General features: G+C 40.3%; 16 protein-coding genes. 9 read left to right on the top strand and 7 right to left on the bottom strand.

Annotated features, from left to right (window positions below; all coding sequences use genetic code 11):
- Positions 1-227: 227 nt before the first annotated feature.
- The 7 genes from PV783_RS29505 (at position 228) to PV783_RS29475 (ending at position 11,043) form a co-directional block, all read left to right on the top strand.
- Positions 228-827 (top strand): RNA polymerase sigma factor, encoded by a 600-nt coding sequence (locus PV783_RS29505; RefSeq protein WP_079470807.1) that lies wholly within the window; start codon positions 228-230, stop codon positions 825-827.
- 89 nt (positions 828-916) lie between these two features.
- The gene (locus PV783_RS29500; protein ID WP_420990553.1) at positions 917-2,122 is read left to right on the top strand and encodes a FecR family protein; all 1,206 of its coding nucleotides are present in this window, start codon (positions 917-919) and stop codon (positions 2,120-2,122) included.
- A 263-nt stretch (positions 2,123-2,385) separates the two neighbouring features.
- Positions 2,386-5,943 carry a SusC/RagA family TonB-linked outer membrane protein gene (locus PV783_RS29495; protein WP_420990552.1) on the top strand — a complete coding sequence of 1,186 codons (3,558 nt, stop codon included), beginning with the start codon at positions 2,386-2,388 and terminating at the stop codon, positions 5,941-5,943.
- Between the two features lie 15 nt (positions 5,944-5,958).
- Positions 5,959-7,416, top strand: a complete 1,458-nt coding sequence (locus tag PV783_RS29490; protein ID WP_420990551.1) for a RagB/SusD family nutrient uptake outer membrane protein — start codon at positions 5,959-5,961, stop codon at positions 7,414-7,416.
- Between the two features lie 108 nt (positions 7,417-7,524).
- Positions 7,525-8,811 carry a TlpA family protein disulfide reductase gene (locus PV783_RS29485; protein ID WP_420990550.1) on the top strand — a complete coding sequence of 429 codons (1,287 nt, stop codon included), beginning with the start codon at positions 7,525-7,527 and terminating at the stop codon, positions 8,809-8,811.
- A gap of 72 nt (positions 8,812-8,883) precedes the next feature.
- Positions 8,884-9,801, top strand: coding sequence for a TlpA family protein disulfide reductase (locus PV783_RS29480; protein ID WP_420990549.1), 918 nt, complete (start codon positions 8,884-8,886; stop codon positions 9,799-9,801).
- A 93-nt stretch (positions 9,802-9,894) separates the two neighbouring features.
- Positions 9,895-11,043 carry a redoxin domain-containing protein gene (locus PV783_RS29475; RefSeq protein WP_420990548.1) on the top strand — a complete coding sequence of 383 codons (1,149 nt, stop codon included), beginning with the start codon at positions 9,895-9,897 and terminating at the stop codon, positions 11,041-11,043.
- 368 nt (positions 11,044-11,411) lie between these two features.
- Here PV783_RS29475 and PV783_RS29470 read toward each other — a convergent pair whose 3' ends face one another.
- The 4 genes from PV783_RS29470 to PV783_RS29455 form a co-directional block, all read right to left on the bottom strand.
- On the bottom strand, positions 11,412-11,690 hold the full coding sequence (locus tag PV783_RS29470; RefSeq protein ID WP_420990547.1) for a hypothetical protein: 279 nt from the start codon (positions 11,688-11,690) through the stop codon (positions 11,412-11,414).
- 40 nt (positions 11,691-11,730) lie between these two features.
- Positions 11,731-12,255, bottom strand: a complete 525-nt coding sequence (locus tag PV783_RS29465) for a hypothetical protein (RefSeq protein WP_420990546.1) — start codon at positions 12,253-12,255, stop codon at positions 11,731-11,733.
- 189 nt (positions 12,256-12,444) lie between these two features.
- On the bottom strand, positions 12,445-13,428 hold the full coding sequence (locus PV783_RS29460) for a DUF3871 family protein (RefSeq protein ID WP_420990545.1): 984 nt from the start codon (positions 13,426-13,428) through the stop codon (positions 12,445-12,447).
- A gap of 105 nt (positions 13,429-13,533) precedes the next feature.
- Positions 13,534-13,929: a hypothetical protein gene (locus PV783_RS29455; RefSeq protein WP_420990544.1), complete on the bottom strand. Its 396-nt coding sequence runs from the start codon at positions 13,927-13,929 to the stop codon at positions 13,534-13,536.
- Positions 13,930-14,112: 183 nt separating this feature from the next.
- Here PV783_RS29455 and PV783_RS29450 point away from each other — a divergent pair, with 183 nt between their 5' ends.
- Positions 14,113-14,592 carry a hypothetical protein gene (locus PV783_RS29450; protein ID WP_420990543.1) on the top strand — a complete coding sequence of 160 codons (480 nt, stop codon included), beginning with the start codon at positions 14,113-14,115 and terminating at the stop codon, positions 14,590-14,592.
- Between the two features lie 311 nt (positions 14,593-14,903).
- Complete coding sequence (locus PV783_RS29445; protein ID WP_420990542.1) at positions 14,904-15,323, top strand: hypothetical protein; 420 nt, start codon at positions 14,904-14,906, stop codon at positions 15,321-15,323.
- Positions 15,324-15,446: 123 nt separating this feature from the next.
- Here the strand turns inward: PV783_RS29445 and PV783_RS29440 are convergent, their stop codons facing one another.
- The 3 genes from PV783_RS29440 to PV783_RS29430 are packed head-to-tail and all read right to left on the bottom strand — an operon-like array spanning position 15,447 to position 16,836.
- A complete protein-coding gene (locus PV783_RS29440; RefSeq protein ID WP_420990541.1) occupies positions 15,447-15,845 on the bottom strand; it encodes a protein-export chaperone SecB in 399 nt (132 codons plus the stop codon).
- 9 nt (positions 15,846-15,854) lie between these two features.
- Entirely contained in the window at positions 15,855-16,427 is a 573-nt protein-coding gene (locus tag PV783_RS29435) for a hypothetical protein (RefSeq protein ID WP_420990540.1), read from the bottom strand.
- A 4-nt stretch (positions 16,428-16,431) separates the two neighbouring features.
- Entirely contained in the window at positions 16,432-16,836 is a 405-nt protein-coding gene (locus PV783_RS29430; RefSeq protein WP_420990539.1) for a hypothetical protein, read from the bottom strand.
- Positions 16,837-16,896 lie beyond the last annotated feature (60 nt).

The following is a 16,896-nucleotide window of genomic DNA, read 5'->3' as shown; positions in this document are numbered from 1 at the left end:
ATATAAAAATAGATTAATTCGTTGCATTGTTGCCCGTTGATACCATCTTGGATCCGGCAACCCAATTGGTAGCTGAATGAGAAGAGGCCCGGAAAGTCACTATCTTGTTTTAAGATCACGGATCTGATCTGCCGAAGAAAGATATTATGTTATGAGCCAAAGGCTAATACGAACTGTGTGAAATTTTTAATAACATTGTGGCTAATTCGGATCAATCAATTTATTAATTGTCAGGCATTAAACATAACAGTGACCGTCAACTGCTGCTGCAGATCTCTGAAGGGGATGAGCAGGCGTTTGCTATGCTTGTGAAAGCGTATTCCGGCCTTCTTTTTACATACCTGGTCAAAATTACCAAAGATCAGGATATAGCTTCCGACGTGGTACAGGAAATTTTCACCCAGCTATGGCTAACAAGGGAATCTCTGGGAGAAGTGGAAAGCTTTCGTTCCTGGTTATTCGTAATCTCGAGGCATCATGCAGTCAGGATGCTGAAGAACATCGACAGAGAGTACAAAAAACGGGAGGAGTGGCATCAGATTACACAAACTGCGGCCGACGGCCTGGAGGCACAGGACGAGGCCTCTTTAAAGGAAGCGTACGATATATTGGTGAAAAATGCGGTAGATCGGCTACCGCCGCAGCAAAAGAAGGTTTGGATGCTTGCCCGGTTAGAAGGGAAAAAATATGCCGAAATAGCTGAGGAAATGCAGATTAGCCGGGAAACTGTAAAAAAATACCTCCAGATTGCCTCTTCATCTATCGTTGACTACATCAGGAATAATGGCCTGCCAATCATAATTTCCTTCCTGATTATAAAATTGTAATTTTTTTTTCATTGGAATACCCCCTTTTTTATAAAAGCTTTCTCCTAAGATAAAGATGGATCATATCCGTTGAAATAAATTGATTGACTGTGAATAGCAGACTACAGCATCTATTGGAACGATGGTCAGATGACCGGTTTACCGAAGCAGAAAGACGGGAGCTTATTGATATGTTGCAATCGGCTTCTACTGAACAGGAAATTATTCCTGTACTGGAAGACATGTGGGAAAAAATACAGGATGAAGGTCTCTTTAGTGAAGCTCAGCAGCAAACGATGATCAAAAATATCCTGGATCGTTATCCCGGCAGGGAGTTCCCTGTTGATAAGGAAACAGGGAAGGGTATGCATGTTGCTCACAGGAATTCGTTCATACGGAAATGGAGTTGGGCTGTAGCATCTTCTGTGGCATTGATAATTGGTGTTGGTACTTACTATTTATATCACAAAAAACAAGCGGAAACGCCAACTGGTGTTGTGCAGTCGATAACAAATGGACAACAGGGGGAAAGCAGCGTTTTACTTACCTTATCAGACGGATCACAGGTACTTTTGGATACTGTTAAAAATGGCCGGATAACATTACAGGGAGGAACAGTTGCCAAAGTTACCAATGGGGTATTTGAGTACGAAAGAACAGGTTCAGAAGTTCAGCATAATACAGTATCTACCCCGAAGGGAAAGCAGTTTCAGCTTAGGTTATCAGATGGAACCAGCGTGTGGTTGAACGCGGAAAGTTCCATTAAATACCCGGTAGTATTTACGGGCAAGGAAAGACTTATTAGTGTTACAGGAGAAGTGTACATGGAAGTAGCTCAAAACCCTTCCATTCCTTTCAGGGTAGCGGTTAGCGGCGGGACTTCTGTTGAAGTACTCGGAACAAGTTTTAACGTGAATGCATATAAAAATGAGCAATCTGTTCGAACCACGCTGCTGGATGGAGCGATACGGGTTGCAATGAAAGGGGCAGCCTACAAGCTGCTTAAGCCCGGACAACAGGCGCTCACAACCACCGTAAACAGGCCTGTCCAGGTTTTTGACGATGTAAATGCAGTGTCGGTTGTTGCCTGGAAAAATGGTGTCTTTGACTTTGATGATGTTCCGCTGGAGGAGGCTATGCGGCAACTTGCAAGGTGGTATGATATTGAAGTAATTTATCAGCAAACAATTCCGAAGATACAGCTGGGTGGTACTATTAAGAGAAGCCTTCCCTTTACCGATGTTCTGTATTTTCTGAGCAATGTGGGACTTCACTACAAACTGGAAGGAAACAGGACATTAATTATACTTCCCTGATGGCTGTTGACTAACCATTCAGCAAGTGTCATTGATAACAAAATAATGCGCTGAGCAGGCTGCTTACTAAAAAAATAAAGATGCCGGGAATCTCTCCGGTAATGACTTGGTATGCCAATAAAGCATCTTGTTCAGGATCAATAGAAACCAACCAAAATTATTCAGAAAGTATGCGTTTTTATGCTTTAAACCAGCCGTGGAGGCTAGGATTAGCCTGGCGTGGCTTCTCCTGCCGTCTGGTATCAACCAAAATACAGTTCGCGATGAAACTAACATTTGTGTTATTAACTGTCGTCTTAGTTCAGGCACAGGCCATAGGATTGGCGCAATCTATCACTACCAAACTACACAAAGAGCCTTTGCGTAATGTGTTTAAAATTATTGAGAAACAGACGGGAGTAACTGTTCTCTATAATGATGAACATATTAAGAATGCACATCCTGTGACTATTGAGGCACAGCAGATGCCATTGAATGATTTCCTTACCGCCATTTTGAAGCCGGAGAAACTTGCTTTCGAGATAAGGCAGGGCAATGTGGTAGTGATGCGCAGAGATAGTGGCGCATCAGGGAAAAATGGAAGTTTATCTGCTGCTGCGGAGCCTAAAACAAAAGTCACGGGATCAATCACCGACTCTGATAAAAATCCTCTGCCCGGGGCTACTATCCGTATTAAAGGTAGCCAGGTAGTAGCTGTGAGCGATGAAAGGGGGATGTTTCATATAGAAGCGGAAAAAGGCGCAGTGCTGATAATAAGCTTCATAGGATTCAATGAAAAAGAGGTGAAGGTGAACGATTCAGAAATGATTTCGGTTATTCTGGTGCCTTCGGAACAAAAGCTGGGATCTATTGAAATTGTTTCTACGGGTTATCAGAATATTACCAGGGAACGAAATACGGGGGCAGTAGCAAAAGTGGACATGGGCACTGTTGCCAGCAGATCCAGCAGCACCAATATTCTCCAAAGACTGGATGGGCTTGTACCCGGCCTGGTGGTAAACAATGCACCGGGTGGAGAGCCGTTACTGGTTCGGGGTTTGACTTCCCTAAACTCTACCAGGTCGCCATTGATCGTGGTAGACGGCGTGGAATTACCAGGTGATAATACCAATGATGCATCCCGTAATAATATTATGAGCACCTCTAACCCCATCGCCAACATCAATCCGCAGGATATTGAGGATATAACTGTTCTGAAAGATGCCTCCGCAGCTTCTATCTGGGGCGCAAAAGCGGCGAACGGGGTAATTGTTATTACTACCAAAAAGGGTAAAACAGGACAAAAATTACGGGTCGATTACGACGGTTATTATAATTTCCAGGGTAAACCGGATCTGTCCTATATCCCGAAAATGAACAGCAGGGATTTTATTGCTACCGCAAAAGAACTCTTTCCTCAATTTGCGCCTTATTATAGCTGGAATACAGCACAGGTCTTTGCTCCGGTTCCACCGCACCTGCAAATTCAATATGATGAGTATCGGGGGCTAATCACCGGTGCGCAGGCAAATAAGGCGCTGGATAGTTTGGCTGCCATCGATAACAGGAGTGAAATTTCCAGTATTTTTTACAGAAATGCCGCCTCAACTAATCATACAGTCTCGCTTTCAGGGGGCGGCGACATTTACAGTTTTTATGGATCGCTGAGCTATACCGGTATTCAAAGCAGCACGCCAGGTGAACGGAACAATTCGTATAAGTTGAATGTCAGACAGGATTTCAATTTCAATAAAAAATTGCAGTTATCGGTAATCACTGATCTTACCAATACAGTAGCAAGTACTTCAAATCTGGGTATAGGAGTGCTGGCCCCGGATGTTTCCATCGTACCTTATCAGCGGTTCCGCGATAATGCAGGAAATCCGCTGGCAGTGAATTTCCTGGGAAATTACACCGATTCTCTCAGGCTTGATTATGCTGCCAGGAGCCGGGTTAACCTGGATTACGTTCCGCTTGATGAGTTTAACAGGGGATATTCGAAAAGTAGCAGTATATCCGGAAGAGTGGTGGGAAGCGCAAAATTACAATTGCTGAAAGGACTTCGCATTGAGGGTACTTATGGCTACCAGACATTTGCAAGAAACAACCGGACAGTTCAGTACCAGGAAAGTTACGCGGTAAGGGACCAGCTGGTAGGTTTTACACAGGCGCCAACTGCAAACAGCATGCCCAGGTATTGGTTGCCAAAGGATGGAGGGATGCTCAATGTAAATAATGCGTCTCAGAAAAACTGGACGGTAAGAAATCAGCTGATATTTGATCGGAACTGGGATCCGCACCAGCTGACTGTTATGGCAGGACAGGAAGCTACAAGTTCCACACCATTGACGTCATCCGCTACCTACTATGGCTGGGATGATCAGTTGCAGGTTTCCCGTCCGGTAAATATTGATACACTCATGAAAGGGATTACAGGAACGGTATCCGGCCAGCTGGGACGAGTGTTGCCATCAAACAATGTGGGTGGAGGAGAAGGGGCTATTGCAAGAACCACCTCTTACTATTCCACATTGGGATACATGTATCAATGGAAGTATGCGCTGAATGCGAGCTGGAGGATTGATGAGAGCAATTTATTTGGGCTTGCCAAATCTGCTCAAAACAGGCCCGTTTATAGCATAGGCGGTAAATGGTTGCTGAACAGGGAAGACTTCATGAAATCATTTACATGGCTGGACCGGCTCCACCTGAGATTCACCTATGGCATAACAGGTAATGCACCCAAGCCTGCCCAGGCAGCATCATTCGATATCCTGCAGTCCTCATCGAACGTAAACTATGTAACAGGAGTTGGTTTGGTTATCGGAACTCCCGGCAACGACAAGCTTACCTGGGAGGGAACCACTGTCTATAACGCAGGACTGGATTTTACAGTGCTGGGTGGCAGATTGGGCGGTTCTATAGACGGATATATAAAAAAGACCAGTAACCTGATCGGCTCATTGATGACGGCGCCGTTGACCGGATATGCAACTGTTATCGGTAATTACGGAGACCTTGAAAATAAAGGATTTGAGTTTAGTTTGACTTCACTTAATGTCATTTCCCGGGATTTTAACTGGAATACTGTCTTAAACCTAGCGTACAACAAAAATAAGATAACAAGGATGGCAACGGCAACCGCCATCACAACCGGTACTGGAATGATCGGAACATCCTTTGCGGAAGGCAAACCCGCATATGCTGTATTCGAATTCATCAACGGCGGGCTTAACGCCGTGGGAGATCCACAGATCATCCAGGCCGACGGAAAAATACTGTCTGATAAAAATGGCTCCAAGCCTGAAGACGTTCATTTGGCGGGAACTTCTCAACCTATCGCAACAGGTGGATTATTCAATACATTTTATTACAGGCGGTTTCAACTGGGAATTAATATCAGCTTTAACTTAGGACATGTATTGTTCCGGGATTTTAATAATTTTTGGCAGGAGCCCCTTTATCAGAACACGCTTCAACCCGAATTTGCTAATCGCTGGAAGACGCCGGGAGATGAAAATAAAACCAATATCCCCAGGTATGCCTATAACACTACCATCGACAACGGCAGAAATATCTATTACTACACCTACTCCAACCTGAATTCATTTGATGCGTCTTATGCAAAGATCAGGGAGATCACGCTTTCCTATGATGTAGGTAAAACATTGGTTCGGAGACTACATGCTGAAGGATTGACTTTTAGGGCACAGGTATCTAATCTCATGCTCTGGAAGAAGAACAACCTCGGGATCGATCCGGAGTTTCAATCGCCTGCAGGTGTCAGAAATATCCGTATAGGGCAAGGTACATTCACAGTTGGCGCACACATTACTCTTTAATTAAACCTGCTTAAGATGATGAAATCCATTCATAGGGTATTATTACCCATTCTGTTTATATCGTTGATGTTTCAGACTTCATGCTCCAAAGACTTTTTGGAAATTGAGCCTAAAGGTTCCCGTGTGGCAAAAACGACGCTGGACTACGAGCAATTAATGAATGCAGTGAGCCTGCAGGTTTCCTATCCTCCCTCTTTGTATATGGGTGATGAAATGGCAGCCCAGGCAACCTATATGGATGCGGCCCAGATCAGAACACAAAGGCTGTTCAGGTTTGAAGCAAGGATATACGATGAAGATCAGCTTCCCAATGAAACATGGCCACTAACCAACATTTATACCTTTAATAAGGTCATAAACGAAGTAATGCAATCAGAGGGAGGAACCGATCAGCAAAAACGAGCCATCCTCGCGGAGGCCAAAGTCGGACGGGCGCTTTGCCATCTTTATTTTTTGAATGATTTTTCGTTGCCCTATAATGCTGCTACTGCTGCTACGGATTTGGGAGTGCCGCTGCTTACAAAGGCAGATGTAACGCAAACAACATTTGTACGGGCCTCTGTACAGGAATGTTATGATTTTATCATAAAGGATTTAACAGACGCCTTGCCAGACCTTGGTCCATTAACACACAGGCGCAAATTTTCCAGGCTGGCGGCAGAATTTATATTGGGCCGTGTTTATCTGTATATGGCAAAGTTCAATGAGGCCAGCACACATGTGGATGCTGCATTCGCGGAGCTTGGCAAAGCTGCAGTGCCTCTCGCGTTATACGATTATAACATAGTGCTTGATCCTGATAGCGATAATTCATGGTTTCCTGACTTCGGTTTCGGACTTTCAAATTACCCGTTGGCTGCCAACAATGTGCAGGTGATATACAATCTCAGTATGGTTAATTTTCAGCTGCAACAAGCCAATACCTATGTGTTTTCCCCGGAAACGGCTGCCTTATATGATCCGGCAGATAAACGCCTGGAACTGTTCTCAGGAATTGAAATGTTCAATCCCGACAAAACCTTTCCGGGAGGAATGAGGCGCTACTCCGCATCACTTTTTTCCGGGTTGGAAATCGGCCCCTCATTGCCTGACCTCTACCTGATGCGCTCAGAGCTCAAAGCAAGGGCAGGTGACCTTGCAGGGGCAAAGAGCGATCTCGAAATGCTGCGGTCCAAAAGAATGCCCGCCAATATCGCAACTGTACCTGCAAATATAGCTGAAAGCAAAGAGGCATTGGTTCGCTATATCCTTGATGAACGTATTCGTGAATTCGCCACCTCCGGCATGCGCTGGTGGGATATGCGCCGGCTTTCAGTTGACCCGGTGTATAGCAATACGGTTAAGTACACACATAAACTCTATGATGACGCCGGCAACGTAGTGGCAACCTACACGCTCAGCCCCGCGAGATTTGCCCTGAAGTTCGGTGAAAGGATGCTGGCCGCGAACAAGGGATTAGTGGAAAATGAATAGAACTGGTAAGTTAATGGCAGCATGCAGTTGTACCACATTTACCTGGCAGGAAATTTCAATCCTAATAATTCAAATTTTTTAATACCGTTTAATCTGAATCTGATGAAAATGAAAATGTTAATCTTGCTGTTGCTGATTTCGGGGTCCGTCTTCGCGCAGCAATCGCCATCCGCGAAGTATAACTTTAAGGATTTTACTTCATTAGTAAACGTGGAAGACCAGGAGAAGCAATACAATGAAATGTTGAAAGCAAATCCAATAGACCCTGCCAAACCATCCATGTATGAGGAATACCGCGCGCAGCTGGCTATGGGATGGCTTACCAAAGGAAACTTTGAACGTTATTGGTATTATAAAAACACCGGGCCGAAATTCAACGTACTTCAATTCCTGTATCTGACTTATGCACTGGACAACCTCTTTGATGCAAATGCCAATCCGGGCGAAGTGGAAAAGGTGTCAGCCGGGATATTGGAAGATCTGGGCACAGGAGCGCTGAAAGATGGAATTGGCAGAACTCAGACCGTTTTGGAGATAAATGCTGCAACTAATGCCCAACTGGGAAATACAGATACGGCATTACAGTTATTGGCGAAATCTTCGGAAGTAAAAGACGGTATGCGCGAAATGCGCTATTTCAAAGATGCAAAATCCAATTACCTGAACCGGTATGGAGTAGTGATGTTTGCTGCCGGTAAGTATCAGGCGGCATTCGATACCTTAAGTAAAGCATTCAGGGAGGCGGAGTCAAACCCGGTTATGGTTAATACATTCAGGTTGGTATATAAAAAGGTAAAGGGTACCGAAAATGGATTTGAGGCATATCTTAAATCCCTGAAGGATGAAGCATACCATCACTGTTATAAGGAAGTGGAAAAGTTGTACATAGCATCACCGAAAACAACGCTCGACGGTGCAGTACCAAGCGCGGGAGGGGATGGTAAAATGTTTACGCTTTTTCACGCTACGAAACCTGTAAAAGAAGTATCGCTGCCGGACCTGGAAGGAAATATCGTTCATCTCAGGGATTATAAGAACAAGGTGCTGGCCCTGGATTTCTGGTCCACAGGGTGTACTCCGTGTGTAGCTGCTTTCAGCGGATTTGAGCGCGTGGTGGCAGACTATAAAAAAGATGTATTTCAAATGTTTGTGGTAAGCCTGTTTGAAGACAGGGCTACCGTGAAATCTTTCGTGAAGAAAAAAGGGATTACCCTCGATGTTTTACAGGATGAAGAAAACAAGTTCTTTGATGTCCAGGGAACACCCACTAAAATCATATTTGACCCATTGGGTAATATAAGATTCTTTAGTTCTGGTTACGCTGGTTCCACAGACAGGGAGTATTATAAATTGAAGTCTATGGTAGAGATCACAAAATCCAGGTATAAAGGTTAATGCAATTTGCGCCTGTCAGATGATAATAATTGAATTTAAACGAATATGGCTTTTGCCCTGCAAAAAGTATTTATGAAAAGAGTGATTTTTTTGATATTGACCAGTCTGGCAGCTTTGTCCGGCATTGCGCAGGATAACCACCCCGTTTCATGGAAATTCAGCAGTGACTCAATAGCGCCACTCACTTTTAAGATTGCCTTCGTGGCGTCTATCAACGAACCGTTTCATATTTATCCACAGTCTTATGATGGTGGAATGGGAATGCCTACTACTATTACATGGGGAGAAAATTCGAATGTTCAGTTGATAGGAGAGATGGAGGAAAAAGGGGCAGCATCTTCTGCCGGGGAAACTGTGGCTTATTACGCGAAGGGTGTTACGTTTTCACAAACTATCAAACTCAGGGCAGATGAGAAGACAGTATTGCATTTCCGGATCAGGTACATGGCATGCAATAATCAAATGTGTCTTCCTCCTTCATCAAAGGAGTATACGCTGATTGTAAATGATGCTAACGGTATTACTGTTGCTGCTGAAAATGAAAAAAATGTACAGGTGCCGGGTATGCAGGAAGCAGTACAGTATGAGGACTTTGCGCTGCCGGATGTAAAAGGAAAAAAAATCTCCACCAAAACAATCATCTCCGGGAACAAATATACATTTATTGATTTCTGGGCCAGTTGGTGTTCGCCATGCAGAATGCAGGCAAAAGCGCTTGTTCCGCTTTATGCCAGGTACAGGACCAAAGGGCTGGGTGTAATTGGCGTTTCTCTCGATACGGATGCTGCTGCCTGGAAAAAGGCAATAGAGAAGGATGGTTATACCTGGACAAACCTGGCAGACCTGAAAGGATTTGATTCTCCTGTTACTAAAAAATATCAGATTAAAGCTATTCCCAGGAATTTTCTGATCGATAACAAAGGTGTAATTGTTGCCAGGGATCTCCATGGGAAAGAGTTGGAAGCAAAGCTGATGGAACTGTTTAACTAAATGAAAGGCGTTCCCCCTTATGGCAACGTAGTAATTACCGGTGGCAATTCATACCGGAATTCGATTTCTGAATCCAAATTAATCCTATTTAAATTGAGAAAGTTAATTATAGCCGGTTTGTCAATAATACCGTTGACAGCTTTCGCCCAGAGTAATAATAAATTTACTATCAATGGCAAATATGGTACAGGCAACGCTCCTAAAAAGGCATACCTGGAGTATACGATGAAAGGTAAGTCCATCATTGATTCCGTGGGGTTAAAGGATGGCGTTTTCAAATTTGCCGGTGCGGTGTCGACTTCACCCGTATCCGCTACATTAACCTTTGATACGAAAGGTGTTGGGAGAACTAACAGCCTTGAACAGATAACCGTTTATCTTGAACCGGGTAACATCCATATTAAAACGAATGGAGCTACAGTAGAAGGAGTGCAGGTAACCGGAACGCCTAGGAATAATGATTATAATGATCTTAATAACCTGGTTGATGCCGGCTTTTCACAAATGACCGATGAAGACAGGCAATTCATGGAAGGGAAGTTGTCGCCACAGGCCACGCCGGATTACGAGGCCAAAGTTGAAGGCTTTCGAAAGCGGTTTAGTGACATGACCAAAGATGCCTATATTAAGTTCATCAGGTCCCATCCTGCATCAATGCTTAGCTTGGAATTGTTTCCCAAAATCGCTTACGAGCAACGCTATGACGTAGTGAAGCCCTTGTTCGACGGTTTATCCTTCAAAATTAAAAATAGTAAGGAAGGTAAAAAAGTGGCCGCTAACCTGGATAAAATGAGAGTAACTGCAATAGGGCAACCGGCGCCGGACTTTGAAATACCCGATGCAGAAGGGAAGCTGGTTAAACTTTCGTCATTTCGTGGTAAGTATGTATTGGTCGACTTTTGGGCTTCCTGGTGCGGGCCATGCAGGGCAGAGAACCCAAACCTGGTTAAAGTCTACAATAAATTCAAGGACCAGAACTTCACAATTGTTGGTATTTCTCTCGATAAGTCTGACAGCAAAGCGTTGTGGTTGGCGGCAGTTAAAAAAGACGGACTTCTGTGGCTTCAGCTTTCTGATCTGAAATTTTGGGATAGTACGGCTGCGAAATCATATGGTGTCCAGGCAATTCCTCAGAATTTTTTGATCGATCCTGATGGAATTATAGTTGGAAAAACATTGTCAGGAAAAGCGTTGGATGAAACATTAAGCGAAATATTTTATCCTACGCACAAGGCTAACTGACGCCGGGGTGTAGTGTATTGCTGAGTAAGCTGCTTCGCCTTAGATTATCAGATGCCGCATACGATGTCCGGCTTCAGTAATGGCCGTAATAAATACTATTATTAAGGATAAGGATAAGGCGCTGACAAAGGTGAATAAAAAGATCAATGATCTGGAGGAAAAGTTAATCAACGGTGTTGTAGAGAACTCCACTTGAGTATAAAAGAAAAAAGGCTGCTCTTTGTTGAGCAGCCTTCAAGCAATTTGGGAAAATCTTCCTTTCGTAGCGAGATCGGGAGTTGAAAATTTTTAGTATTCATATTGATTATTAATTAGTTATACTCTTTCTTTTTAAGCTGTTGACCTAAATCTTGACCCTTTACCATGATTTATGGTTCTTTCTGGTCCAGTTTTGCCATAAAATCTGAAATTTCCTGAACTGCTATTTTAGCTTGTTTTATTATAGCAACTTTTTCAGCTTTACTCAAAGCAACTAGGATTTTACCTTTGTTATTAGGATCAGGTTTATCCCTACCCCTCATTTTTCTATAAAATGTAGGTGTACTCCAATCACAATTTTCAGATACCAATTCCCTGAATGTAACAGGGAGTTTAGAAAAAGTGGTGTGAATGTCAAGAAGCAAGTTTATTGCAGAGATATTATTCATTTATTTAATTTTTAGTTGAAGAATTTTTGAATTGAAATCTTTAAAGTATATCTGCAATGTCTATTTCCTCTACAAGATCAAGCAATACCTGCTCTTTAGTGAAATAGTCATCTAAGATGGAAGAAACACCCCACCAGCTACAGCCAAAGGCTCTAAATACTACTTCTCCCATAGTGATTAATTCACTACTTAGCCAGTGAGGAACAAGCAACCATTGATAAATACTTCTTTTCCTCCCCTTCATTTCATTTACTTTTCTCAGGTCGGAAGTGAGTTGTTCCAGGTCTTTAGCCAATTGTTTGTGATCCAGAATAGTATCCTGCTCCCTTGAAATTTTCAACTTGTCAATTTCCTTCAGAATTTCTTCTTTTTTTATCCAGATCATATCTTCTGTACCCCAAAAAGAGCCAGCAGATAAAAAGCCAGTGTATTCAAGCTGGTTGTATACATAACAGGACTGGTCATGTACTTTTTTATCCAGCAAGACAGCAATTAAATGTGTTTGATCTATCAGGATTGATTTACTTAAAAATTCCTGATATTTTTGAATTGGTTTTGTTTCCATATTTTAAGTTTAATGAACTGATTTGATGAAAATGCTTACCTTATTACCCTTTGTGGTACTGTGGGTAAGATCAATTTGTGAAATAAAAAAAGGCCAACCCAAATAGGTCAGCCTTATTGTGATACTTGTAACTAAAAAGCCAGATATGAAAATATCTAGCTGTCATTTTTGCCCTTTGTTCCTCGAAAGTTAGTTTAAGAACCAGCTATGGCGTTGATTATCCAATGCTGATTTAATTTGTTCTGTGAATTGAAAAGCATTTACTGATCTGTCTAAAAAAGTGTCGATGTAACTGCTTTTATTCGCACCAGTGAAAAGGTTGTACAGCCTCCATAAATTAATGCTTCCATCATCCAGTCTACAGAAGGATTCATCTTTATAATAATCTCTGCATACAGTGCTAATCATGGTATCACCAAAAAGAAGTGAAGGAATTTCAGCTTTAACTTGTGCTGGTAAAAAGGTATACAGCTTACATCTCCCAATTAGTTGAACAAATTGCCTTTCAGTCAAATTGTAATTAGAAAATGTCCTCATTTGTGCTAAATGATTAGCTGCATTGTATTGTTGGAACAGACAGTATATAGCATTTTGCAATTCCTGAATATTTTTTACTTTGAGGTCTGCTTTAATTCCATCTGTCCAGATACACATATTACAGCATACTTTATTCTGGAAGCCAATGAAAACCTTGAAATGCTGATCTACCCCACTTTTACTGTTCAAATTATCCAAGTTGTATCCCTTCACACCACCAATGGTGAGATTTAACCTGTTACCTCCTATATCTGCTGAAATAGTAGGGATTTCTATAACAAAAGCCATCCTTTCATAGTAGATGGTCTTTTCATGCTCCAAGAGGTCTTTTGCTGCCTTATCTTTTGCATTTGGTATTCTGCCTTTAATAGGATGGCTTAATCTTACATTGGGGCTTAAAATGGCTTCTCCTTTGAAAATATCAGCTACAGCATAACTAGCAGCATCAATAAAATCACAATGGGAGATTAGAGGCTCATTATCGCGCGAAAATGCTGGGATATTATGATTTCTTCTTATTTCAGATAATAGAAATTCTTCTGTATTTGCCTGTATGAAAGGCTTTGATGTAGACACTTCTTCAAAATCAATGTATGATCTGCTGGATGGTAGTGTGATAAATGCAGTTTGTTCCATAATGATTAATTAAAACTTTTGCTGAAAACAAAAAGGCAATCCCTTTGTAGGACTGCCTTTCATTTGAATGAATGAGGTGATTAATGGAAATTAGTGGGTGTGAAACTACTGTTCATATTCATATCTGTGGCTCATTGTAACTACTTCACCAGTAGATGGAATGGTATATTCCCAAGCAGCACACTCTTTCTTTACAATAGAGCCAAGTATTTCCTTACCAACTATAAGTTTGGCAGTAGTTTCATCAATTCTGGTAGGGATTTTACATTTTTTTACATCTGCATAGAATTTTCCTGATTTCTCAGAAAGTAGGATTTCAATTTCTCCAATTAATTCAAGACAGACATAAATTTTGCCATCAGCAGATTGATTTAAAAAATAACTTTTTACTGTTACCATTGGGAATAGATTTAATGAATTAAGAATTTGATTTAAAGGAACGCAGGGAGTATCCCTGATCGTATCATTTGGTAGGTGGCGAAGCAGAGGGGTACTGGTCATGTTTATGCCTTTATGCCATCTATTTTAGTAGCAATGAAAATTTGGGGAGTTTGGAAATTTTAGAAAATATGGGGAATATGGGCAGATAGCTATTTATATCAACACCAAGTATTGATTAAATTATTGTGTGATTTTTCTGATTTGAATGCTTTGTTATATATTAGTATTCAAATACTTATACTAATGAATAAAATATCAATCATTTTGATTTTAGTATTATCATTATGCTCCTGTAAAAAGAATAATGATTCCCCCTCCAAATCAAAAAACACTTTTACCTACACCACCAACGGGAATACCTATACTGTAAATGAGGGAAAAAGAATTACTATGCAGGAATCCACCTTTATTGATTCGTATATAGATAAAAGGTCAAATTCCACTCACTTTATTCTTGATGTGGAGGGTGAAAATGTACCTGTTGAAATGCTGCTGGATGTATCTGGCCCCTTATCAGGTATTGGAACTTATACTACTATCTACAATGGCTGGCTGAAAGAGAAATATTCTGGTGGTATGGGATATGAAATTAAAGAAGCCAGTGTAAACATTACAGAGGCTTCTTCTGTTAAGATTATTGGTACATATCAATTATCACTTAAAAACACTTCTGGAAATAAAGCTGTTACTGGAACTTTTACCATCAATGAACCTGCACAATAACTAAAACTAACAAATCATCCAATGTCCACCATAAAACAATTAATATCAAAGTATAAATTAGTTTCTGTCCTTTATATAATTTGGCTATTTATCAACATTGCTCTATTACTTATGGCCTCACCATACTATGACCCAAAGGATTACTTTGTTCCCTTTCAATCCAGATATAAATCTGAAATATCTTGGAGAGATTATGATATAAGTGAATTTTTTGTATATACTATTGCTCCTGTAGTAGTTTTTGTTATCTACTTGTTGTTTAAAACTGAAAAGGTAAATTCGAGTTCAGAAAATAAAATGTAATTAATATAATGATTGCAGATAAATTATTCAAATCCTTAGCTCATAGCTGTGAGGGGTACGAAAAATTTCTAAATGGCAATACCATTGAGCCAGGATATAAGCCAGATTATGTTCTTAGGAAAGGGACTGATTTTATCATTCTTGAAAGTGAAAATTCATCAAGTAGAAAAACTTTTGTAGGTGGCCTAATTAAAGCTGCTCATTTTCTACAAGGAGAAAGAACTGGAATTCTAGTATTCATAATTGTTCCCAAAGTGAATGCTAAAGCCTCTACAATAGCTAGTCATTTGGGAACATACTTTTCATGGGTTAAAGAGAAAACCAATTTAAGAAGTGTTCTTGTTATTGAGGCTGGACATTATTATAATGAGAGTATAGTTTTAAAAATAGGGGATGATGAATTTAATAGGTGTGCAATTAAGGCGTAACTCGCTGCAAATAGGTATTTGCAACTTCTACCCCTTACCCAAATATCAGATATGTTTTAAGAGAGGCAAAAGTTTTGGAATTTATTTTTATTCCTATTAGGGTTTGGCAGACAAAAAATCAGTTTAAATCTTAAAGTTCACAGAAGGTAAAATAACAGTTCCAATACCAGCCTTTAGGGTTATTGAAGATACATGCTCTCTTATAAAGGGATATATAATTGCAGGGCCATTAATATTCTTAAATGTCTCTTCTGATAGTGTTGCCTCTCCTGTTTTTTCGAACAGTCCTACCATTTTAACTTTTATTTGAAAAGCAATCTCATCATTCCGAACAGCCTTGAAGTCTAATATAAGTCCAACATTAAATTTACATGTGTCTTCATCTTCAACCACTTCCTTTTCAATTGCTATTTGGTTATCAAAACCTCCATTTTCAAAAGAAATATGAGGTTGACGAGTGAATATAGATTCAATAAGTAATATATTGTCAATTTTGTAACCTGAACCTTTTTGTTGTTCCATATACGAGGATTATGCTGCCATTGCGAAATTACTATCTCCACTTGCTTCTTCACTATACTTCTTCGACTCTTGTTCATTAAATACACTAATAAACTGGTAGTCTAAATCTAAATTTGAGTTAATGAAACTGGTCTTAACTGAAGTATCAATTGAATTTATAAAGGCAGAGAAATCAGGTAGTGTGATTAGTTCAACACTGCTTGGGAAATAAATATCTGTCGCATTATGCTTATCAAGATAATGAGAAATTTTTTCTGAAAATTGGAAGTCTAGTAATTCAACAACAGATTCATTCTTTTGGTTCCATTCAGATATTGGTTTGGTTACCCTTAAAGAAGAATCTGAAGATATAAATGAAATATCCTCATCTTCAAATAATGTTTTAAAATTTGAAGAAATTGGTATCCAAGCCTTATCTAACTCTTCATTATGGTAATACTCATACTCAGGGGTTAATTCTACAATATGAGTACTAATAGACTCATTGTATTCATATTTGATACTGATACCTTTAAAGGAAGATGCTAAAAGCTGCAAGTTCTCTTTAATAAACTCAAGGGGAGTAATATTTATTTTTGACATAACTTTAAATTTTATTAACAAGTGAGTTTATGGCATTTGCCTTATTCAACGCATCCTGAACTTCTCCTTGTAATATAAATTCATCAGAATAATCAGCCTTTTCTCTTAGAAGCTTTAATTCTGGAAAATTTTTTTGAAACCACTTATAATCTGAATATTTTTGCGCGCTCATTAATTCGTTTTCAATTAATTTTTTCGCATGCCTGTGAGAACTTCCATTGTATTTTGCATCAACATTAAATTGTTCTTTATCAATCTTCTTCTTTACAAACAGGACATGAAACATGTTTTGTACGCACGAATAAAAGGAACAATGAACACTACTGCAATAAATATGCTCTTTAATTAAAAGCTCAGCTGAAAGAAGACTTTGTTTTGATTTTTCCTGAAAACTAGGTGCGCTACTCATGGTAACTTCTAAAATGCTTATTTACAATAGATTAATGTGGAAATAGGGCTTTATTAAAAC

The sequence above is a fragment of the Chitinophaga sp. CC14 genome, from assembly GCF_048957795.1.
Lineage (GTDB): Bacteria > Bacteroidota > Bacteroidia > Chitinophagales > Chitinophagaceae > Chitinophaga > Chitinophaga ginsengisegetis.
This window is presented reverse-complemented; position numbering and strand designations above follow the sequence as displayed.

Coding starts and splice junctions, on each gene's coding strand:
- PV783_RS29435 (WP_420990540.1), bottom strand. CDS start 16,427: ATGTCAAAAATAAATATTACTCCCCTTGAGTTTATTAAAGAGAACTTG.
- PV783_RS29450 (WP_420990543.1), top strand. CDS start 14,113: ATGAATAAAATATCAATCATTTTGATTTTAGTATTATCATTATGCTCC.
- PV783_RS29460 (WP_420990545.1), bottom strand. CDS start 13,428: ATGGAACAAACTGCATTTATCACACTACCATCCAGCAGATCATACATT.
- PV783_RS29480 (WP_420990549.1), top strand. CDS start 8,884: ATGAAAAGAGTGATTTTTTTGATATTGACCAGTCTGGCAGCTTTGTCC.
- PV783_RS29495 (WP_420990552.1), top strand. CDS start 2,386: ATGAAACTAACATTTGTGTTATTAACTGTCGTCTTAGTTCAGGCACAG.
- PV783_RS29430 (WP_420990539.1), bottom strand. CDS start 16,836: ATGAGTAGCGCACCTAGTTTTCAGGAAAAATCAAAACAAAGTCTTCTT.
- PV783_RS29485 (WP_420990550.1), top strand. CDS start 7,525: ATGAAAATGTTAATCTTGCTGTTGCTGATTTCGGGGTCCGTCTTCGCG.
- PV783_RS29440 (WP_420990541.1), bottom strand. CDS start 15,845: ATGGAACAACAAAAAGGTTCAGGTTACAAAATTGACAATATATTACTT.
- PV783_RS29465 (WP_420990546.1), bottom strand. CDS start 12,255: ATGGAAACAAAACCAATTCAAAAATATCAGGAATTTTTAAGTAAATCA.
- PV783_RS29490 (WP_420990551.1), top strand. CDS start 5,959: ATGATGAAATCCATTCATAGGGTATTATTACCCATTCTGTTTATATCG.
- PV783_RS29455 (WP_420990544.1), bottom strand. CDS start 13,929: ATGACCAGTACCCCTCTGCTTCGCCACCTACCAAATGATACGATCAGG.
- PV783_RS29445 (WP_420990542.1), top strand. CDS start 14,904: ATGATTGCAGATAAATTATTCAAATCCTTAGCTCATAGCTGTGAGGGG.
- PV783_RS29470 (WP_420990547.1), bottom strand. CDS start 11,690: ATGAATAATATCTCTGCAATAAACTTGCTTCTTGACATTCACACCACT.